The sequence below is a fragment of the Chryseomicrobium excrementi genome, from assembly GCF_002798305.1.
Classification (GTDB): Bacteria; Bacillota; Bacilli; order Bacillales_A; family Planococcaceae; genus Chryseomicrobium; species Chryseomicrobium excrementi.
On the sequence record NZ_PCGR01000002.1, the window covers coordinates 559,105 to 580,410 of the forward strand.

18 protein-coding genes are annotated in these 21,306 nt (G+C 46.9%); 11 read left to right on the plus strand and 7 right to left on the minus strand.

What is annotated here, in order from left to right:
* The first annotated feature begins 77 nt into the window (after nt 1–77).
* The 4 genes from CQS04_RS07340 to CQS04_RS07355 are packed head-to-tail and all read left to right on the plus strand — an operon-like array spanning nt 78 to nt 4,161.
* The gene (locus CQS04_RS07340; protein ID WP_100353509.1) at nt 78–326 is read left to right on the plus strand and encodes an acyl carrier protein; all 249 of its coding nucleotides are present in this window, start codon (nt 78–80) and stop codon (nt 324–326) included.
* Nucleotides 319–1,707, plus strand: coding sequence for an AMP-binding protein (locus tag CQS04_RS07345; RefSeq protein ID WP_100353510.1), 1,389 nt, complete (start codon nt 319–321; stop codon nt 1,705–1,707). Before CQS04_RS07340 ends, CQS04_RS07345 begins: the two co-directional genes overlap by 8 nt.
* 36 nt (nt 1,708–1,743) lie before the next feature.
* Nucleotides 1,744–3,195 (plus strand): MBOAT family O-acyltransferase, encoded by a 1,452-nt coding sequence (locus CQS04_RS07350; RefSeq protein ID WP_100353511.1) that lies wholly within the window; start codon nt 1,744–1,746, stop codon nt 3,193–3,195.
* A gap of 27 nt (nt 3,196–3,222) precedes the next feature.
* On the plus strand, nt 3,223–4,161 hold the full coding sequence (locus CQS04_RS07355; RefSeq protein ID WP_100353512.1) for a hypothetical protein: 939 nt from the start codon (nt 3,223–3,225) through the stop codon (nt 4,159–4,161).
* 231 nt (nt 4,162–4,392) lie between these two features.
* On the opposite strand, the gene CQS04_RS07360 is transcribed toward CQS04_RS07355, so the two are convergent.
* Nucleotides 4,393–5,163, minus strand: a complete 771-nt coding sequence (locus CQS04_RS07360) for a phosphotransferase (RefSeq protein WP_100353513.1) — start codon at nt 5,161–5,163, stop codon at nt 4,393–4,395.
* 330 nt (nt 5,164–5,493) lie between these two features.
* Between CQS04_RS07360 and CQS04_RS07365 the strand changes: the two genes are divergently transcribed.
* The 4 genes from CQS04_RS07365 (at nt 5,494) to CQS04_RS07380 (ending at nt 8,903) form a co-directional block, all read left to right on the plus strand.
* Nucleotides 5,494–5,748 (plus strand): helix-turn-helix domain-containing protein, encoded by a 255-nt coding sequence (locus CQS04_RS07365; protein WP_100353514.1) that lies wholly within the window; start codon nt 5,494–5,496, stop codon nt 5,746–5,748.
* A gap of 229 nt (nt 5,749–5,977) precedes the next feature.
* On the plus strand, nt 5,978–7,183 hold the full coding sequence (gene mtnK / locus CQS04_RS07370) for an S-methyl-5-thioribose kinase (RefSeq protein WP_100353515.1): 1,206 nt from the start codon (nt 5,978–5,980) through the stop codon (nt 7,181–7,183).
* Complete coding sequence (gene mtnA, locus CQS04_RS07375) at nt 7,180–8,247, plus strand: S-methyl-5-thioribose-1-phosphate isomerase (RefSeq protein WP_100353516.1); 1,068 nt, start codon at nt 7,180–7,182, stop codon at nt 8,245–8,247. The genes mtnK and mtnA overlap by 4 nt, the downstream gene beginning before the upstream one ends.
* A gap of 11 nt (nt 8,248–8,258) precedes the next feature.
* Nucleotides 8,259–8,903 (plus strand): L-fuculose-phosphate aldolase, encoded by a 645-nt coding sequence (locus CQS04_RS07380; RefSeq protein ID WP_100353517.1) that lies wholly within the window; start codon nt 8,259–8,261, stop codon nt 8,901–8,903.
* A 113-nt stretch (nt 8,904–9,016) separates the two neighbouring features.
* Here the strand turns inward: CQS04_RS07380 and CQS04_RS07385 are convergent, their stop codons facing one another.
* Together CQS04_RS07385 and CQS04_RS07395 are read right to left on the minus strand one after the other, a co-directional pair.
* Nucleotides 9,017–10,693, minus strand: a complete 1,677-nt coding sequence (locus CQS04_RS07385; RefSeq protein WP_100353518.1) for a diguanylate cyclase domain-containing protein — start codon at nt 10,691–10,693, stop codon at nt 9,017–9,019.
* 427 nt (nt 10,694–11,120) lie between these two features.
* Nucleotides 11,121–11,693, minus strand: coding sequence for an HRDC domain-containing protein (locus CQS04_RS07395; RefSeq protein WP_100353520.1), 573 nt, complete (start codon nt 11,691–11,693; stop codon nt 11,121–11,123).
* A gap of 318 nt (nt 11,694–12,011) precedes the next feature.
* Here CQS04_RS07395 and pdxS point away from each other — a divergent pair, with 318 nt between their 5' ends.
* Entirely contained in the window at nt 12,012–12,902 is an 891-nt protein-coding gene (pdxS, locus tag CQS04_RS07400; protein ID WP_100353521.1) for a pyridoxal 5'-phosphate synthase lyase subunit PdxS, read from the plus strand.
* The gene (pdxT, locus tag CQS04_RS07405) at nt 12,902–13,501 is read left to right on the plus strand and encodes a pyridoxal 5'-phosphate synthase glutaminase subunit PdxT (protein ID WP_100353522.1); all 600 of its coding nucleotides are present in this window, start codon (nt 12,902–12,904) and stop codon (nt 13,499–13,501) included. The genes pdxS and pdxT overlap by 1 nt, the downstream gene beginning before the upstream one ends.
* Nucleotides 13,502–13,634: 133 nt before the next feature.
* Here the strand turns inward: pdxT and arr are convergent, their stop codons facing one another.
* Both arr and CQS04_RS07415 read right to left on the minus strand, forming a co-directional pair.
* Nucleotides 13,635–14,051 (minus strand): NAD(+)--rifampin ADP-ribosyltransferase, encoded by a 417-nt coding sequence (arr, locus tag CQS04_RS07410; RefSeq protein ID WP_100353523.1) that lies wholly within the window; start codon nt 14,049–14,051, stop codon nt 13,635–13,637.
* Between the two features lie 204 nt (nt 14,052–14,255).
* Nucleotides 14,256–15,743: a peptide MFS transporter gene (locus CQS04_RS07415; protein ID WP_100353524.1), complete on the minus strand. Its 1,488-nt coding sequence runs from the start codon at nt 15,741–15,743 to the stop codon at nt 14,256–14,258.
* Nucleotides 15,744–16,038: 295 nt separating this feature from the next.
* On the opposite strand from CQS04_RS07415, the gene CQS04_RS07420 reads away from it, so the two are divergent.
* Nucleotides 16,039–16,776: a sulfite exporter TauE/SafE family protein gene (locus CQS04_RS07420; protein WP_100353525.1), complete on the plus strand. Its 738-nt coding sequence runs from the start codon at nt 16,039–16,041 to the stop codon at nt 16,774–16,776.
* Between the two features lie 194 nt (nt 16,777–16,970).
* On the opposite strand, the gene CQS04_RS07425 is transcribed toward CQS04_RS07420, so the two are convergent.
* Both CQS04_RS07425 and CQS04_RS07430 read right to left on the minus strand, forming a co-directional pair.
* Nucleotides 16,971–19,571 carry a vWA domain-containing protein gene (locus CQS04_RS07425; protein WP_100353526.1) on the minus strand — a complete coding sequence of 867 codons (2,601 nt, stop codon included), beginning with the start codon at nt 19,569–19,571 and terminating at the stop codon, nt 16,971–16,973.
* Nucleotides 19,555–21,303 (minus strand): vWA domain-containing protein, encoded by a 1,749-nt coding sequence (locus CQS04_RS07430; protein WP_100353527.1) that lies wholly within the window; start codon nt 21,301–21,303, stop codon nt 19,555–19,557. The genes CQS04_RS07425 and CQS04_RS07430 overlap by 17 nt, the downstream gene beginning before the upstream one ends.
* Nucleotides 21,304–21,306 lie beyond the last annotated feature (3 nt).

Consider the following 21,306-nt stretch of genomic DNA (forward strand, 5'->3'; position numbering starts at 1 on the left):
AATTCAATCTATATCACTATAATTTATTTACAAGCATTATCGAAGCCAATCCAACTATAGATAAGAGGAAACGAACTATGAACAATATAGAAAAATACCGAAATGCATTAATCCAAGGTCTCGATTTGGATCAAGATGCAGTATTAGAAGAGCTAAAACTAAACGTCACGAAAGAATGGGACTCAATTGGTCACATGGGGCTCATCGCGGAGATAGAGGATGTATTCGATGTCGAGATCGACTACGACATCATCACCGAGTTCAACTCGTACCAGTCGGGAATTGATTTGCTGGAACGCTTAGGAGTCGACTTCAACAATGCGTAGCTTTACCAATCTCGAGCCATTTGCTGATCAAACCGCCATCTATGCAGACCGGAAGTATTCGTACTCAGAACTAATCAAGAGTGCGGATCGGATTGCGGCGGCGGTTGGCAGACGAACGCTCGTTTTTTGTTTGTGTAAAAACAATTTAGAATCTGTAGCTGGCTATGTAGGTTTCGTTCGAAATGGAATAGTGGCGGTGCTTTTGGATGCAGAAATGTCTCCGGAACACCTAACAAAACTCATCGACCTCTATAAACCGTCACATATCTGGGCGAAGAGTGACCACGAGAGTTTCAACCAAACGATGAATGCTTCCTTTGTTTTCGGTGAATACACTCTTTTCGAAGCAGCGAATCCTTTCCGCTACGATTTACATGAAGACCTAGCGCTCCTGCTGACAACCTCAGGGACAACTGGTAGTCCAAAATTCGTTCGTTTGAGTTACGACAACCTATTTAGTAATGCGGATTCCATTGCGACGTATCTCGACATTCAACCAGACGACCGACCAATCACCACGCTGCCGATGAACTATTCGTACGGCCTTTCGGTCATCAATAGCCATCTCGTTCGAGGGGCTGGCATTGTGTTGGCGGAAGCTTCTATCATTCAGAAAGAATTTTGGGAGTTGTGCAAAGAACAGCAGGTGACATCGATTGCGGGAGTGCCGTTTGTGTACGAGATGCTCGACCGGATGAAGTTCGAGAAGATGGAGTTGCCGAGCCTGAAACAGCTCACGCAAGCAGGAGGGAAGTTGCAACCTGCGCTTACGAAGAAGTTCGCAGAGCTGTGCGACCAGAGAGGGATTCGCTTCTTCACGATGTACGGACAGACTGAGGCGACCGCTCGCATGAGTTATGTGCCAAGCAACAAGAGTTTGGAGAAAGCAGGGACTATCGGAATCGCGATTCCAGGTGGCGACTTGTTTCTTGAAGATGAGAACGGCGAGCGCATTACGGAACCATACGTGAGTGGCGAACTGCTCTACAATGGTCCGAATGTATCTTTAGGTTATGCCGAGTCGCTAGAAGATCTCTTAAAAGGCGATGACAACAAAGGCAGCTTGAGAACTGGGGACGTCGCGTACTTTGATGAAGACGGGTATTTCACCATTACGGGTCGACTCAAGCGTATGATCAAAATGTTCGGCACACGTATCAGTCTTGATGAACTGGAAGGGCTACTAAATAAACACGGTCACGAGGTGGTCTGTGCCGGTGAAGATGACAAGTTATTCATCTATACGCTGCAGGACGATCAAGATGCAGTAAAAAAACTAATGAAAGAAAACTTAAACTTAAGAGGCTTCGCGGTTCGAAAGCTCGACGCGTTTCCTCGAAATCCGTACGGCAAAATTCTTTACTCGGAATTACCGCGCTAATAGAAATCCGTAAGTTTAGTTTGAACAGGTGATGGCATGTCCTTTATATCCATTGAGTTCCTGCTGTTTGTCGCAGGAATTGTAACTATATATTATTTCATACCGCATCGTTTCCGGTGGGCACTTCTGCTACTTGCGGGCTATTTGTTTTACGCCTCTCTCAGCGTCCAGTTCCTGCCGCTACTTCTTGCAAGTACCGCAGTGACGTACGTGACGGGAATTGTTATTGAGAAGCAACAGACGAAGCAGCGAAAGAAGTACGTGATGTTTGCCGGTATCTCGGTGCTATTGTTCTTCATGGGCTGGTTCAAATACTTCAATTTCGTCAATGAGTCGTTGCGAAACGTAGCCGACTTTTTAGGTTTGAGTTACAACGTGCCGTATCAAGACCTAGTACTGCCGCTCGCCATTTCGTTCTACACGTTCCAAGCGGTCAGTTATCTCGCCGACATTTATTTTGGTAAGCAGAAACCGGAGCGGCACTACGGCTATTTCTCCGTTTACTTTGCGTTTTTCCCGCAGCTTGTTGCAGGTCCGATCGAACGAGCTCGCAAGTTGATTCCGCAGTTCAAAGTGGAGCAGAAATATGATTACGACAACATCACCTACGGGATGAAGCGCATCGCGTGGGGAATCTTTAAGAAGACGTTGATTGCCGACCGGCTCGCACCGATTGTCTCGAGTGTTTACGACAGTCCGAATGCGACAGGTTCTGAGATTGTGGTCGCAACGATCCTGTTTTCGATTCAATTGTTTGCGGACTTTTCAGCGGTGAGTGACATTGCGATTGGTTGTGCTCGGTTGTTCGGCATCAAACTGACTGAGAACTTCAAGCAGCCGCACTTCGCTGTATCGATTGCGGACTTTTGGAATCGTTGGCACATCACGCTTTCCAACTGGTTGCGCGATTATATCTTCATTCCGCTATGCAAAGGAAAGAAGAAGCGCGGCGAGATTTATTTCGCCATCATCATCACCTTTTTGGTGAGTGGGATTTGGCACGGAGCTGCCTGGACATTCGTGTTGTGGGGACTGATTCACGGATTCTATCGTGTGTTTGGAGACGCTACAAAACATGTTCGTGAGCAAATCGCTACGACTGTGGGGATATCCAAACGACCGACGATTCATACGTGGTGGAAGATTGCGGTCACATTCTTGTTGGTCTGCTACTCGCGCGTGTTCTTCCGTTCGAATTCAGTGGCAGAGGCATTTGAAAATGCAAGACTTTTCCTAACGCCTACTTCTTGGAACCCAGTCGGCATTTTAGAGACATTCCAGTTGTTTTCGTTGATTGATTTTGTACTGTTTGCATTTTTCTTTGTTGTCTTCCAAGTGTTTCAATACATGGAGCGAAAGCATCGCTGCACGTGGAACTGGCTCTCCCAGCTTCCGGTGTTCAGCCGCTTCGCCTTCTATAGTTTTGTCGTGTTGTCGATTGTGGTGTACGGAGTTTCAGAAAATGGATTTATCTACGGTGGCTTCTAGGTTAGTCGTACGAAGAAAGGGTATGTTATGGGACGTTTCATCATCAAGATTTTAGCTGTCGCAGCTGTGGTGGGGCTCGTATTTGTGCCCGTCAACCAATTCGTCAGTGTATCGCACGATTACAACATCAACCACGCGATTCTCAACTTTAAAAACAATCCGCGTCCAGTCGACATCATCAATGTCGGCGCGTCCCACTCGATGTATGGCTACAATTTCAAGTCGACGGGGCTCGAGCATCTTGACTTGGCGTTACCCGCTCAGACAATTGAGTATGACTACAAATTACTGAAAGAATACGGTGAGCATTTGAAGGACGACGGTGTCGTGCTCGTCTCGCTCTCCCAAATCACGTTTGGCAGCACCGAGACAAAATTCATCGGCAACTATTACGAGATTCTCGACCGAGAAGACATCGACCCGTATAACGTCTTCGATTATTACAGCTACCTGTATTTACCTGGTGCGAATACGGCGAGCTTTTTATCTGCCGTCGCTGGCAAGTTTAAAGAGTTTCGCTGGGATGACCACAAACCTTGGGTGGATAATGGGGATGCTTATGCGGAGCGAAAATCAAAGCGAGTAGAAGCCGAGTATGCGGCGGCTGTCGAAGCGAATACGATTTCTGAAAACATGCGTTATCTTAAAAAGATTATCGAGTATTGCGAGGAGCGAGACTATACGGTCGTGTTGACGATCGAGCCAGTACACGAATCGTATGCTGCTTACTTTAGCGAAGACGACATGGAGCGTTTGGTGTTTCAACATTTAGATGCACTGGACTTCGACGTGCCGTTGCTCGATTATATGAACGATGAACGGTTTGCGAGTAGTCGAGAGTACTTTATCGACGGCGATCATTTGAATAAAACGGGACGCAAGGTCTACTCCGAGATCGTCTATGAAGACTTGAAGGAGATGGGCTACTTGCATCGTCCCGAATCCATTCCGGTTGGCCGGAAATAGGAAGGCGACCTCGTGGGGTCGCCTTTTGGTATGCTTGGGGTGTGGTAGGGGTGTCGAGATTGGGCTGCAGGTCACCTCGCCCGTGGCATGAAACTCCATGCTCGTGGCACGATTCTCTTTTCTCGTGGAACGATTCTCTCTGAGCTGGCACGATTCACTTCACCAGTGGCATAACTCGCCCCACCCTTGGCACGATTCGTCTCATAAAACTCATTCGACCTTCACAAAACCTCAGAAAAACTCATAAACCCCATGCTCAAAGTACCGAAGCTCCTCGTCAGAAATCCGGAATCTCGTATAGCCGCTATAAAATGCCTCGAGTAGCTCGGAATCTTCATGAAAATCTCCAATCGCAAGCGCCACATCATACCGCGGATCGCCAACGGTCATACCAGCTACGTCAATAAACATCACGACTTCTCCGTTCCGCACTAGCACATTGTCTGTCGTGCAGTCCCCGTGAATCATCGTCTGAGCAACTGGCTCGGGACGAGTTAACATTAACTCCGAAAGCAGCTCCCGACTCCCAGACGTCTGCCCAAGCTCGATGTAACGCTGGGCTTTCTGAAACTGACGATCCAACCAGTCACTCTCCGTTTCGAAGGAAGGGGGCGGGGACAGCTCGTGAAGTCTCTGGAGAAACTTCCCGAAGCTTGCTACCAAAAGTTTCTTTTCGTCTAAAGAAACCGCTGCCTCCAAAGCCGCTGTCAACGTCACTCCCGCTTCAAAAGACGTAATCAAATGACTGCTCTCTTCGAATTCAAAAAATCCATAAAACATTGGTGCAGGAACTTTGTCGACATTCGAAAGCTTTTCAAGCACTTCAGCCTCTTCAGAGAGCCACTGACGATAGCGCTCTTTAAAGCAACTTTTCAGCGCAAAAGTTCCTTGCTCGGTCTCAAAACGATAAACTTTCGAAGTGGCACCTTGAGCAGCTAGCATTTCCAACTTCGTGATTGGACCAACGAGCGCTTCGATGTGAGTCTGAAGTTGTTTTTGCATAGTAGAGGTCTCCTTTAATCAGTTGTCCTCCTCATATTACTGGAAGCTCTACGACAAAACTAGACATATCTACCCACGAAAACCATATATTCACATCGGATGTTCCTTGATATACTAGGGGTAACTTTAGCGAAATCGAGGAAACTGTAGTGAACGATGTCATTTTTAAATTAAATCAGTATGTCCATGTCTCCAACAGAGGGCATATTCTCTATCTTAATGTAGAGATTTACTAGAATCCTAGTTGAATTAAACAATTTGTAGCTGGTTAGAAAGCGCAGCTTAGGGTTTTAGTAGAGGAACTGAAGACGCGTTATGGGAGGGATAAAAATGGATAAATCACTTTTTGAGTCATTAAAAACAAGCTTAAATGAAGCTATCGAACATACGGAGGGAAAGAGAGAAGTAAGAACTCGTAAAGTTTCTATCAAACCCATTCCAAAATTTACTTCAGAAGATAGTAAAGAAATTCGGAAAAAAGTAGAACTGACCCAATTGCTATTTGCACAAATGTTAGGTGTTTCTAAGAAAACCGTAGAAGCGTGGGAGGCTGGTACGAATGTTCCGAATGGTTCAGCAATGTGACTATTGCAATTACTTGAAGATCAACCGCAAGTTGTGAAAGAAGAATTTTATCTAGAAGATAAAATGGAGTATGTTCAGTCCTCTTAATTTTTCTATCAAATTGATGGTACTTTAACGCCCCCACCAGGGCGTTTTTCTTATGTCCACAAAACATCCCATCTGCTAAACTTAAAGGGTTGAGTGTCGCACGCGACATCGCCACGGGAATGTAAACAAGGGGGACTTACATATGTTTTCAACCTACCAATTATTAAATGAAGAAACCGTTTTATCTTATGTGAAAGAAAAATTGCCTGAGCTCGCCACCGCTTCGCACGTGTCAGTGAAAGAGATTGGCGACGGCAATTTGAATTATGTGTACCGGATCAAAGACGAAGGGACTGGCCAGTCGATCATCTTGAAGCAAGCGGGAGACACAGCTCGCATCTCGGATGAGTTCAAGCTGTCACCGGACCGCAATCGCATTGAAACGGAAGCGCTTACGTTACAAGGAAGCTTTGTGTCGGACCTGGTGCCTACGATTTACTTCTTCGATGAAGTCATGAACTGCTGCGCTATGGAGGATTTAGGGGAGTTCCAGATCATGCGTCAAGCGCTTGTGGAGCATAAGATGTTCCCACAATTCGCTGACCATATCACGACCTTTATGACGGAGACGCTCGTACGCACGAGTGATGTCGTCATGCCGCATAAAGACAAGAAAGAGCAGTTGAAGCGATTTGTGAATCCGGAGCTGTGCGAGATTTCTGAGGACCTTGTGTTCACGGAGCCTTATTACAACAACTTCAACCGCAATGAAGTGACTCCAGGGAACGAAGCGTTCGTTGAAGAACATCTTTATCAAAATACAGAACTACATAGACACGTTGCAAAGTTAAAATATACGTTCCTCACCAAAAGCGAGAGCTTGATTCACGGCGATATGCATACAGGCTCGATTTTCATCAAAGAAGGCGAGACGAAAGTGATTGACCCAGAATTCGCATTTTACGGACCGATGGGCTATGACGTCGGGAATGTTGTGGCAAACCTGATTTTCGCTTGGGCGAATGGGGTTGTTAGCCAAGATGACTCGTTTGTCGACTGGATTGAGAAGACTCTCGTGGAAGTAGTTGATCAATTTAAAGAAAAGTTTGTGGCGACTTGGAAAAATCACGCTATAGAACCGTTCGCAGTTCAAAACGAGGCATTTGTTACTACCTACTTAGAAGACGTCTTGAAAGACACGGCCGGCATGGCAGGTCTTGAGATGAATCGCCGAATCGTCGGTCTTGCGAAAGTGAAGGACATCACCATTTTAGAAGGCGAAGCACGACTGCGTGCAGAACGACTCGTCATGACGCTTGCAAACCAATTCATCCTAAATGCAAGTGCCTACCAAACAGGCGATACGTACTTAAAAGCATTACATGAAGTAAAGGAGCACCAACTATGAATGAAGCATTGAATTCGATTGAATGGAAAAACGACGCGCTCGTCCTGCTCGACCAGACGACGCTACCAAATGAAATCCGCTACGAGGAGAACCACACGATTGAAGACGTCTGGGACTCGATTGTCGTCATGAAAGTGCGCGGGGCACCAGCGATTGGTGTGGCTGCGGCGTACGGTTTGTATCTCGGCGTTCGATGTCACGAAGGGGACTATGAGAGTTTTATGTCACTTTTGAAAGCGAAGCGCGACTACTTAGCGGGATCGCGTCCGACGGCTGTAAACTTGTTCTGGGCGATTGACCGCTTGGTTCAGAAAGCAGTGGATGCTGACACAAAAGACATCGAAATGTTGAAGGCATTGCTCTTAGAAGAAGCACAGCTCATCCACAAAGAAGACGAAGAAATCAACCGCATGATTGGAGAGAACTTGTTGACGCTGCTTGAAGACGGACAAGGGTTCTTGACTCATTGCAACGCTGGGGCACTTGCGACGGCGAAATATGGAACGGCGACGGCACCATTCTATCTTGCGAAAGAGCGCGGCTGGAACTTTAAAGTGTATGCGGACGAAACGCGTCCTCGCTTGCAGGGTTCGACCCTTACAGCGCTTGAACTGCAACGCGCAGGTATTGACGTGACGCTCATCACAGACAACATGGCCGCTATGGTCATGTCTCAAGGAAAAGTACAGGCGGCAATTGTAGGTTGTGACCGTGTAGCAGCAAACGGGGACACAGCGAACAAGATCGGTACGATGGGTGTCGCAATTCTAGCGAAACATTTCGGGATTCCGTTCTATGTGGCGGCACCGACGCCAACTATTGATCTCGCAACGCCTACAGGGGCGGAGATTCCAATCGAAGAACGCGACACGGAAGAAGTCACGAACCGCTTCGGTCAATGGTCCGCTCCGAAAGACGTCCAGGTCTACAACCCGGCATTCGACGTGACTCCAGCGGATCTCATCACAGCCATCGTTACAGAGAAAGGGATCGTCTATGCGCCATTTGAAGAGAACTTGAAAAAGCTATTTGCGGAAGACGCGCAACATGTGGTAGGAAAGTGAGGGGATAGACTATGGTGATGCAGCAAGAACGCGAACAGATCGTCACCTATCTTCAGAAGCTCATCCCGAGCGGTCTGACGAAAGGAACAGGAGGCAACATCAGCGTCTTTGACCCGGCGACTGGGTATATGGCTATCAGTCCGAGTGGTCTCGAGTACGACCAGCTGACAGCGGAAGACATCGTGGTGACAGACCTTCAAGGTACGATTATTGACGGGAAACATAAGCCTTCAAGTGAATGGCCAATGCATGCTGTTTTTTACGAGCGTCGCGATGACCTGCAAGCCATCGTCCACACGCACAGTCCTTACGCGCATACTTTGGCGAGCCTGCGCTGGGACCTCCCAGCCGTGTCGTACTTAGTAGCGTTTGCAGGGAAGAATGTGCGCTGCTCTGATTACGCCACATTTGGAACTCCGGAGCTTGCTGAGACAGCATTCGAAGGGATGAAAGACCGGCGTGCCGTGCTTCTAGCGAATCACGGATTGCTAGCAGGAGCTCAAGATCTACCGAATGCTTTTGCTGTTGCAGAAGAGATCGAGTTTTGCTGCGAGATCTACTGGCGAGCGAAGGCTGTCGGGGAACCTGTGATTTTAGATGACGCGGAGATGGATTTGATGGCGGAGAAGTTTAAAAGTTATGGGCAGAAGAAATAGAGTAGAAAATAGAGAGACCTCTGCGAGTGTGCAGAGGTCTCTTTAGTATTTATATTTAGATGGTAGTTGACGCGAATCGTCCAAACCTTGTCCCGAATCCCAATCATGCTCCATTACTCCTGCAAAACGCTGCGTCCCGTAAATGCAGAATTGTCGAATTGCTCGCCTTGAGAGTAAAAATGAAACCCTTTCTTGCCATGTTCCTTCACCCAATAAAGTGCTATGTCTGCATTTCGAACGAGTGTTTCGGCATCTTCTCCGGCCTCTGGGTACATACTGATGCCAATAGAAGGAGAGACGACGTGCTTCACGCCTTCAATGACAATAGGAGCATGGAAACAGCTGATGAGCCACTCCGCAAACTCAGTGGTCTGGCGCTCATCCGTGTCCGTAAGCAAGAACAAGAACTCATCGCCCCCGATTCGAGCGAGCGTGTCAGAGAAACCAAGTTTCTTGTAGATGCGTTTGCTGACCTCTACTAACAGTTTATCTCCTACTAAATGTCCATATCTATCATTCACCGATTTGAAATTGTCTAGATCTAAATAAAGGATGGCAAACTGTCTATTTCGCTCCTTAGCGCGGATCAGCATGGATTGAAGCCGCTGTGTGTACATGCGGCGGTTAGGTAGTCCTGTCAAATCGTCGAGATAGATCAAATCTTTCATTTGCGCTTCTTGCTGTTTGCGGTCGGTGATGTCTCGAATGATAAAGCTGATAAACTGTTCTTCTGCAATCTTCCAGGAACCGATACTTACTTCTATCGGGAATTCGGAACCGTCTTGAGCTATTCCAGTCGTTTCCTTCATTCTCTGAAAATTGGACGTGTCGTCTGTTTGCAAAAATTCCGCAACATTTAGTTGATAGGTGGCGTGAGTCTTTTTAGGCACTACTTTGAAAATAGAATCGCCAACAATGTCTTTTTTCGGATATCCAAAAAGGCGCTCGGCTCCCTTGTTCCACTGGACGATTTTTCCCTCAGCAGCAATGACAATGATGGCGTCATGAGCCGATTCGATCAAAGCTTGGAATTTCAATTCAGATTCAATGGATTGAACTAACAACTTCCGATCCATAGAGACACTTTTATACATGATGCTTAGTAGATAAAATGCAGCTACAGATACGCCGTAACCTAGATAAGTGGTATTCACCACAACGCCTGTACCGTGAGAATGCGTAGGATCAAAAACGAACATTACGGCTGCCATCCCTAGATAATGAATGAGCACGACTCCAAATCCCATAAAAACCGCACTGCCTAGTTTCGTGTAACGATTTTTTGAAATCCTCTCAGAGTTCGCGAGCAGTGAAAGACCGATATAAGTCGTCACGTAACCAACGACAGCAGCTAATGCAAGCATCCACCAGGTATAGTTGAGAAAAGCGGGCATCTCCATGGCTTCCATGCCCAACATATGCATGGCAAGGATGCCCACAGAAAAGATGAGCGCACTTACAGGAACCCGCCATCTTGGGGCTTCGGGCAAGCTGATTAAATATAGAGTGATACCGCCCGCCAAAAAAGCAGGAAGCACAGAAATTACTACAAGGAAAACATTGTAAGTGACGTCAATTGGAAGTTTCAAAGCGAGCATGCCGATGAAATGCATCGACCAGATTCCGACACCTAACAAAATCGACCCTGTCAGGATGAGTCTTTGTCTTCCGACTGGAGTTGTGATCGATAGCAGTCGGCTAAGGTCCAAAGCGACCAAAGCGGCAAAAATAGCTACCAGAACAGAAAGTACGACTAGACTCCAATTGTAGTCATATGTTAAAAATTCCATCCGAGCCCCTCATTTCGACAGATTGTAGTCAACTGAAATTTGTTTTTGTTGGAAGTGAGGTAATTGCATTTCTAATTACCCATGTCTAAAGAATTATACAATATAACAAGATGTTAGGACAGCTTAATCATTTAAACACTTCCTCATTTGGGAATTCATGTTTACAACTTAGGGACGGGGAAAGGGACGTCTGTGCTTGAATTGATTCAGACTTTTGAGCGAGTCAATCAAGTCGAGATCCCTTACGAAATTGTGGGTCGACGTCCTGGCGATTGCTCGGTGAGCGTTGCGGATGTCAGTAAGGCAGAGAAAGAGCTAGGATGTAAGGTGAGTCGGTCTCTGGAGGATATGTGTCGGGATTCTTGGAGGTATGAGGGGAAGCAGAAAAAAGAAGAGGAGCGGTCGCGATGACGGCTCCTTTAGTGATTTATAAAGTTTTTGTTGCAACTTTTATACTCTTCTCTACTACCTCAAGAATTCCTTCCCCAAAATCCTCAAGCTTCCGGGGCCCAATGCCGTTAATCTCCAGCAGTTCATCTAAAGTGGTTGGTTTCTGTTTCGCAATCTCTCGCATCGTTTGATTCGTGAAGACATGATAAGCTGGCCGTTCGATTTGTTTGGCCATCTCGTACCGATAGGCTTTAAGGGCTGTGACTAAAAGTTCCGTTTGCAAATCAAAGGGCTCTTCTGGAAGAGGAGAAGTTGTTAAAGTCCAGTCGACTGTAATTCCAGAAAACCCAGAGCTTTCGTACTGTCTGAGAATGGTAAGGATGTCCTCACCAATCAGTTCAGCTCGGTCGACGCCGATGCCTTTCATGCGAATCAAGTCGAAGATGGTTTTAGGACGCTGTTCACTGATAGCATCAATGAGTTTGATAGTTAACACGTTGGCAGGATGGCGGCCCGATTGTTTAGCGAATTGCGAACGGTAGGCGAGTAATACGGTGCGGAGTTCGTGTGATTGTTGTAGAGCAGGAGGTGCTTCAATGATGGATGACATGAAATCCCTTCTTTCTATTTGAATGGTTCGGGGATAAGTGAATAGCTGCAGCGCTCACAATGAGGACGGATCAGTTATTCCATTTCAGTGTAGCGCAGTGGTTGGTAGTTTACAAATTTTAGGTTGAGAAGTGGTAGAGTCGCTAATAGGAGTGAGTAGGGCTTCAATTAAGAACACAGGGGCTTTAAATAGCATTAATAGGTCCTTAAACAAAGTCACTAAATAATCTGACCACCTAATTTAATTCAATACTGATACTTTTTATAATGCCAGATTTCGATAAACTTCTAAGTAGAAAACGAAATGGAGGCTGACATCATGAGTAATCAGATTACAGGAACAGATCGTGTCAAACGAGGAATGGCAGAAATGCAAAAAGGTGGCGTTATCATGGACGTCGTCAACGCAGAACAAGCGCGTATAGCAGAAGCGGCTGGAGCTGTTGCCGTTATGGCATTAGAGCGCGTGCCATCCGATATCCGGGCAGCAGGTGGGGTAGCTCGCATGGCGGACCCACGTATTACGGAAGAAGTGCTCGCTGCAGTGACGATTCCCGTAATGGCAAAGGCTCGCATTGGGCACATTACGGAAGCTCGGATGCTAGAGGCGATGGGAGTAGACTATATCGACGAGTCCGAAGTGCTGACTCCAGCTGACGAAGAATTCCATTTGTTGAAGCACCAGTTCACCGTACCTTTCGTTTGTGGAAACAAAGACCTTGGAGAAGCCGCACGACGAATCGGAGAAGGAGCATCCATGCTTCGCACGAAAGGGGAGCCTGGAACAGGAAATATCGTAGAGGCTGTTCGTCACTTGCGAAAATTGAATGCTCAAGTGCGTAAGGTCATTCACATGAGTGAGGACGAATTGATGACGGAAGCGAAAAATCTGGGTGCGCCATACCATGTGCTACTTGAAATCAAAAATCTTGGCAGATTGCCAGTAGTCAACTTTGCGGCAGGGGGAATTGCAACACCTGCAGATGCCGCGCTGATGATGGAGCTTGGTGCAGACGGTGTGTTCGTGGGATCCGGCATATTCAAGTCCGATAATCCTGAAAAATTCGCGCGTGCTATTGTGGAAGCGACGACCCATCACCGCGACTACAAACTGCTTGTTGAGATTTCAAAAGATTTAGGAGTGCCGATGAAAGGGATTGAAATCTCTCGACTCGAAGCAGCAGAACGCATGCAGGACCGGGTGTTGTAATGAAACGGATTGGAGTACTGGCGCTGCAAGGAGCGGTTCGTGAACATTTACTTGCCATTGAATCGAGCGGAGCCGAAGGAGTACCTGTCAAAACAGTTGCAGAGCTTGAAGGCTTAGACGGGCTAGTGTTACCAGGAGGAGAGAGTACAACGATGCGTCGACTTTTAGATCGCTACGAGTTGTTAGAGCCGATTCGCAGGAAAGCACTCGACGGTCTTCCGGTGTTTGGCACTTGTGCAGGATTGATTTTACTGGCAGGCACCATCGTGGGTTACGAAGAACCTCATCTAGGACTCATGGACATTGAAGTGGAACGCAATTCTTTTGGTCGACAGGTAGATAGCTTTGAAGTATCACTTGTGATTGAAGGAGTGGGAGCAGATTTTCCAGCCGTCTTCATTCGAGCGCCTCATATAGTGAGTGTTGGCCCTGAAGTCGAAGTTTTAGCAACTCATGAAGGTCGAATTGTATTAGCTCGCCAAGGAAGATTCCTCGGCTGCTCGTTCCACCCAGAGCTTACGGATGATCACCGGGTGATGCAGTATTTTATCGATGTATGTGTAAAATCGAAAGAAAGTTCGGGAGTGGGAAGCGTCTGAGGAGACGTTTCTCATTTCTGCTTTGTTCCGCGGACTTCACGATGTGTTACTCGGACTTCACGATGTGTTACTCGGACTTCACAAAGCCTTCCTAGGACTAGAAGGAGAGTTCCGCGGACTTCAAAGAATCTCTCTAATCCAAAATTACATTCTTCCCCTCATCACTTAACTTTTTCAAACCAGCTAACATATTCTCAATCTGCTCATCTGAGTGCCGTTCCCAAGAACCTAACTCTGCTACAATTTTGAGCGGAGCAGTCGACCGATAAGACCTTGTGGGGTTACCGGGAAATCGTTTGTCAGTAAGATTCGGGTCATTCTCAAATTCGCCAGTAGGTTCCACAATATAAATACGCTCTTGCTGATCAGAACGAGCTAGTTCTGCTCCCCATTTTGCAGCATCCAATGTTGCCGTGAAGTAGATGTAATTAGATGTTTTCTCTTGATAGTTGGAGTTGAAATTCGGCTCTAGAAATTCCCCGATCTGCAACTTTGCTTTCGTGCCGTGGAAGAAAGGGCCTGCATCCAGTGGTTGCTTAGAATCCGTCATTAAAGACACTCCTTTTGAGTTTAGTATGGTAAGTATAGTGCAGAAATTGGAGGAAGTGTAGTCTATTAGTTTTATTAGATTCGTGATAAAATTAAGTTAGAAAGAGCTGCTACTGCCCTCACACTAGTGGGGGCAGTTTTTAATTACTCAAAAAAACTCGATTCCAATTTGGAATCGAGCCATTTAATCTTTATCGCAAAGTGCTTAGCGCACTCCACGCATAAACTTCTCAATGCTTGGTGCAGTAAAGAACAACAAGAATCCTAAGGCAATCGAGATTCCGCCGATGACTCCAAAGTAGATGATCTCATTTTCAGGTGAGTACAATTTCACGACTTGTGCATTGATCGCTTGCGCCGATGCATTCGTCAAGAACCATAGACTCATCGTCTGAGCAGCAAAGGCAGCTGGAGCGAGTTTCGTAGTTGCAGATAAGCCGACTGGAGATAAGAACAATTCCCCAAGTACAACTAGGAAGAAGCTAAGTACTAACCACCAAGGGCTTACTAGGCTTTCTGTTCCGCTCATGTAAGCAGGGATTATCATGACTAGGAATGACAGACCTGCAAACAATAGACCCATTGAAAACTTCACTGGAGTCGATGGTTGGCGGTCACCCAGTTTGATCCACATCCAAGCAAACACGGGTGCGAATGCAATGATGAATAGTGGGTTCAGTGATTGGAACCACGCTGGTGAGATATCGATGCTACCAAGTGCTAAGTTTGTGCGTTGATCCGCATATTGAGCTAAGATGATCGAACCTTGCTCCTGGATGGCCCAGAACATCATCGCAGCGACAAACAATGGAATGTACGCAAGCACACGAGACTTTTCGTCAGCGTTTGTCTTGTTACTGCGATACATCACGATAAAGTAAATCGTAGGAATTACGATACCTAAGATAGAGACAATCATCGTGAACACGTCAATCGTCATGATGCCAGCAGTGATCAAGATGTAGCCAGCAACAGCGATGACCACAATTCCGATTCCGATTGTCGTGAAGATTTTTTTACGCTCTTCTTTTGTCAGTGGGTTCGGTACATAAGAACCGGCTAGTCCAAGATATTTCTTTTTCGTTGCCCAGAACACGATAAGTCCCAAAGCCATCCCGACAGCAGCGATACCAAATCCTAAGTGGAAGTTGTACTGAAGTCCAACTGTTCCGACAATTAAAGGCGCAATTAAGGCACCCATGTTGATCCCCATGTAGAAGATACTGAATCCTGAGTCGCGACGGTTGTCGTTTTCTGCGTATAGGTCCCCAACGATACTTGAGATGTTTGGTTTCAATAATCCCGTACCAATGACGATTAAAGCCATCGAAGCGAACAGAGTCGTCAATCCGCCAGGTAAGGCTAAGACGATGTGGCCGAGCATGATCAGTACGCCACCATATAATACCGTGCGAGTCGTACCGAGCAAGCGGTCGGCAATCCAGCCACCGATGATTCCGGACATATAAACTAGCGAGCCGTAGACGGCCATGATGGAATTCGCAGTGGATTGATCTAAGCCGAGTCCACCTTTATTTAATTCGTAGTACATGTAGTACAGCAAGATAGCGCGCATTCCGTAGTAGGAAAAGCGTTCCCAAAACTCTGTGAAGAAAAGGGATAGGAGTCCTTTAGGTTGGCCAAAAAAGCCTTTCTGAGGGACTGAGTTGACGATGTCTTGTTTTGTTACCATGGTCTTTCCTTCTTTCTCTTTTCAATTGTGAAAAAAATTAGACTTTTACAGTGTAACTATCCCTTTTTTTGATGTCAAAAAACAAATTGTTCTGAAAAGATAGTAATTTTTTGCGAGCCTTGAGCAGCTTGGGATTTAACGTCACTACTCTATTTACCAATCATCAGAACTTTCTAAAACATAAGTTTCTACTTATTAAAATGCTGATAGGTTTTTGTTATGAGGAAACATTAAAAGTATTAAATTTATTTATCAAGTTTAGAGGCGTATAGTTGAGTTAGAAGAGGTGAGCCCGATGGAATACATCATCATGTTTCTCATAGGAGTTTGTGCAACAACACTTGGAACTCTTGCGGGAGGGGGTGGCTTGATTAGCCTCCCTGCTATGTTGTTACTTGGAGTACCGGTTCATTCCGCTATCGGAGCGAATAAGGTATCAAACACAGTCAGTTCGTTTTCAAGCTTTTACTACTTGATCAAAAAGAAAACCATCACTTTGAAAGAGTCCGTTTGGCTCGTTCCGGTCAGTTTGACAGGAGGAATCACGGGTGGCTTAATTGCCTCGGCGATTCCTGAGGAGCAAATGTACCTTGTAGTCAGCGTACTCTTATTGTTCGCATTTGTGACATCGTTTATTGGAAAGCAAGGATTCACAGGACAAGAACCTTTGCGAATCTCCAAAAAAAGTGTGGCTGGCCTTTACAGCATCGGTATCTATGACGGCATGTTTGGTCCGGGACAGGGCACGTTAATGCTCTATCTATTCAGTTATCTCAACATTTCTTATATACGTGCGATTGGATTCGTGCGACTTGCCACGTTTTCAAGCTGCTTTGGTGCTGCTGCAACTTACATCGTTTCGGGCGATATTATCTGGCCATTAACACTTGCGCTCTTGCTCGGGTCCGTGACAGGTGCGCAGACTGGAGTTCGAATTGCGGAGAAACTAAATCCGAAGTATGTAAAACCTATCTTGCGAGGCGTAACAGTTTTGCTACTTGTCCAGATCTTATGGAGTCGCTTCTTCAGTTAATCAAAACATGCCGTTCCTATTGGATAGGGACGGCATTTTTTATGATGTACCTGTGCGCTAAATTATTCCAAATATAAACTACAATTGCATTAATATGCGAAGACGACCTTGATTCATAAAGGTCGTCTGAATAGTTATAGAATTGTAGTGAATTGTGCCGTGCACAGGTACCGGAAAGGGGAATTATTCCATCCCTAAGACTCCCGCTTATTCCGAGTCTTCTCAAGCACCGACGTGATTGAGGTCGCGCCAGCCGGATCCACTGCCACCTCAGTACGTTTCAAGCGCTGCTTCAAACGTCTCCAGGACGGTAAGCCGAAGCGGCGAATCGTGATATCGATGAAGAAGAGCAGCATCGCGAGCCACACGAACGGCATGACGAAGCTTTGTTGGTTCCAGCTCGATGCTTCGATTGCACGCATTGCGTCGGCACCAGACTCAATCACTTTTCCTCCTGTCGTGTTTGCAAGAGATGTCAATAGTTCTTCATTCGTACCAAGCTTTGAATATTCTTGTGAATACGGAATCGATACTCCCGCGCGGAAGGATTGTTGCTGTTCGTTTTGCACAGTGAAGAACACGATACCAGGATCTGTATCTAATTTCACACGAACTTTTCCAGGCTCGATCGGTTCCGTCTCAATCGTTAGTTCTTCGCCGCTGTTGGATGTGGCGACGACATCAAAGAACTGCGAGTTGCCGCTTGGATCAGATAGCACATACACGCCGTCTTCTTGGCGTTCGACATGGAACGGTTCCGTTTCAATCGAAGGCAAAAGACGTGTGATTGCTGTATTCCAGAACGTCGGCCATTTTTCGTAGCGAGCAAAGTCGCCACTCCACGCACCGCGAGAATCGGATGTGTATGCAATCGTGCGGCCGAGACCATACATCCACTCAGCTAGCACTGGATCTTCTTTCGTGCTCTCCGCAACTAGTGTAGCCTGTGGTTTCAAAGTCGTCGCGATATACGCATTCAACTGAGGAACTCCCTCAGCAAACACCGCATCCCAGTCCTGTGCTTGATACACAGTTGGATAGAACGGTTCATCTTCGATATACGTTTTCGTTGTCATCGCAGTTTCACGAGACAAAATCGATGGAATCGAGTTTTCGTCTTCTACATCATAAAAACGACCCGTACCATATTGCGCGAGTTCTTCAAGTAGCGCTTTGTCGGCGTCTTGACCAATCGAGACGGTCGATAGTGTCACGTTCTTAGAGAGGGCATCCGTAATCAGCGATTCATAGTCATTCGAAGTCGACGACTGACCATCCGTCAGCAAGATGATATGTTTTCGCTGGACTTTGACGTCTTCTAATTGAGTATAAGCCTCTTCAAGACTACTATAGATTTCCGTTCCACCACCCGGTGCTATGGAGAGGATGTCATTGACAGTTCCTTCAATATCTTTGATTGGTCCCACAGGAATGATCTCCCACGGACGGTCATCAAAAGCAATCAAACCGAACTGGTCGTCCGGTCGAAGCATCTCAACAGAACGAGCTGCTGCTTCTTTAGCTAATTCCATCTTTTGACCAGCCATACTGCCAGAACGGTCTAGGACAATCATCAAGCCAAGTGACGGCAATTGGTGCTTGCCTTTTACATCCATCTCAACAGGGAGCATGCGCTCGATAGGAGACTGGAAATACCCTCCGAGTCCGAAGCTTGTTTCGCCACCGACCATCATGAAGCCGGTTCCGAACTGCTTCACGGCCTGCTCGATGACGGTCATCTTCGCTTCCCCGACCTGATGACCTGGGACGTTATCAAAGATGATGGCGTTGTAGGTCGCGTAGGAAGCGAGGTCTGTCGGGAGCGAAGCCGAATCGATCGAGTCGACTGTCAGTCCTGAGGCATCGACAAACGATGGAATCGGTGAGTCGCCTTCAGGAGAAACAATCAACACATGTGGCGAGTCTTCGACCATCGTCAAGCTTGCGAGTTCATTGTTCTGGATGACCGCATCGTTTTCTCGCTGGATGGTTGCTTTGTAGACGAGCGGTCCTTTGGCATCCGTTTTGTTGGAGAAAGTGAAGACGTTTTCTCCTTGCGTCAATGTGACCGGTTCCGACAAAACTTGCTGATCGTTCAGTTGAATCGCAAGTGTCGCATCCGTCTCAATGGCTGACTGGACGTGCACCTGTAGTGTATGAGACTCACCTTCAAAAGCAGTCGTCGGAGTCTGGAAGTCGATGAGTGCTACGTCTTCGTCGTCTTGACCAGACATCAACAGCGTATCGACTTCGATACCGCGTTCTTTTAAATCCGTCTCAAACGACTTCACCGAGCCGTTCGTCTCGTTCCCGTCAGATAACAGCACGACGCGAGTTGCAACATCAGAGTCCGCTAGACCCAGTGCGAGCTTCATCGCATTTTCCATGTCCGTATGCTCTACGTCCGCAAGTGGCGTCATCTCTGCGAGCTTGTCGACAGTAGGAGAGAGTTTTTGGTCGGTCTGGAAGCTGTCGGAGAACGAGTAGATCCCGATTGCTTGATGGCCTTTCTTCGCCTTGATGGCGTCTTGCAAAATGTCTTGCTGCGCTGCCCATTCGTTCTTCATCGAAGCCGATTGGTCGACGAGGAAAAGGATCTGTTCGTCTTTCACAGGCCATACGAACTGGGGCGATACGAGCGCGATGATCAGGGACGTGATGGCAGCAACACGTAAGATAAAAGCAGTTTTACCAGCTTTAGTAGCCGGCATCCCTTTTCGAGCTGACCACAAAAAGTAGGCAAGTGGCAGGAGAGCTACTAGGAGCCACAGGGGGTTCTCAAGTTGTAAATCCACGACGTCGTTGCACCTCCCATTCCAGTAGTAACAGGACGAAGATGATCAACAGTCCGATTGGAAGCATGGATTGTTGAACTTCTTTTTCTCCGCCAGCTTGATACGAGCCGATTTCAAAGCTTTTTTCAGTTGGTAATTGTTTTTCATGTTGTTCGAGTGAAACCGCAAATACTTTGCTCGTCTCGCCATCGGTCACTTGGTAGAACCCAGGACGCGTCGGAACTGTCATCGTACCGTCTGGTGTGATGTCTCCGATGAACGATTCGTCGGCACTGTAGATGCTCCATTCATTGTAGCGGCTAGCCAGTGTGACGCGGTCATTCGGGAAGTAGCTGCCAATCGTCTCGGCATCTTCTGAGAACTGCTCCATCGCCGCCCATAAGAACAGTGGGTACGACGGGTGGAGCGGCCAATCAGTTTGGTCGATATCTGCTAAAACCACTAAATTGCCATTTGCGAGCTGCTGGATGAATGGCTTATCGTCGATTGCTGCAATTGTCGTGGCTCCTTCAATAGAAGGATAGACCGACTGCACGTACACATCCGATAAGTCCACGTAGTTTGAGAAGTTCGCTTTTTGTGCAATCGAACCAGCCACTTCTTGCAATTTCTTGTCCTCGCGTCCGATTAACAGAACGGGATGGTCAGCGTCTTCTAGCAAACTCTCATCACTTGTCACCAGCAGTTCTCCTGCGGGACGAAGGGTCAAATCTTCTGTCGGAACGGTCACGACGTCTGCGCCAATAGCGAGCAACGCCTTCTGAATCGTTGGGTGTACCGCGTCATCTACGGCAACTTGCATGACCGGTCGGTACAAGATGGCGGTCATTTCATTGTCCGTCTCATAATCGTCTTGTTCCTGAAGCTTCGCTTTAAAAAACGAATCGTCTGAAGGAAGCACGGTCGACACGATCCCGCGCTCATTCGCTGCGACTTCGTAGTCAATCGTAGCCACGACGTCATCGCTAAGTGTGACAAAGTCGATGGAACCAGTGGCCACTTCGTCTGTATCGTTTTGAATCTCGACGATGGCGTTTGTCCCGTCTTCAGAAGGGGAGACGCCGAACTGCTTGATAGCGATATTTTGTGGTGTCTCTTTCCGGTTCTCAACACGCCACGACACATTTTCTTGATCGAACGTGACAAGGTCTTTTGAAGCGGCGTCAGTCAGCACGTATACGGAGGCACCTTCTTTAGGTAGTCCTGCTTTCACAAAATCAAACGTCTTCTTTAACTGTTCCGCTTCATAGGTCACTTCAATCGAATCGATGGCGGAAGTGAGCTGTTGCCGGTTCGTCTCGTTTTGTACGACAAATGCCGGGGTCTCTCCGGTCTGCACGATAGTAAAAGTGGCGCCTTCATTCGAGTTCACGATAGCTTTCATCCGTGTCTTCTGATTTTCAAACCACGTCGAATCACCGGACTTCGTCTCCATTGAAGCAGACGTGTCGATGACGAGCCAGATGTCTTCGTTTGCAGAAGAACTTGACGGGAAATACGGCTTCATCAATAGGAATACAAAGAGAAGTAGGGCTAAAAGCTGGAGCAGTAGCAATAAGTTCTTTTGCAGTTTTTCAAAATACGGTGACGCCTTCGTCTCGTTCATGAACGACTCCCAGAACAAGGTTGAAGAAATCGTCTTCGGTGTGTAGCGCTTGCGGAAGAAGTAATACAGCAGCACCGCTACAGGAAAGATGAGCGTCCAGATGTTCGCAAATTGTAAAAAGTTCATGAT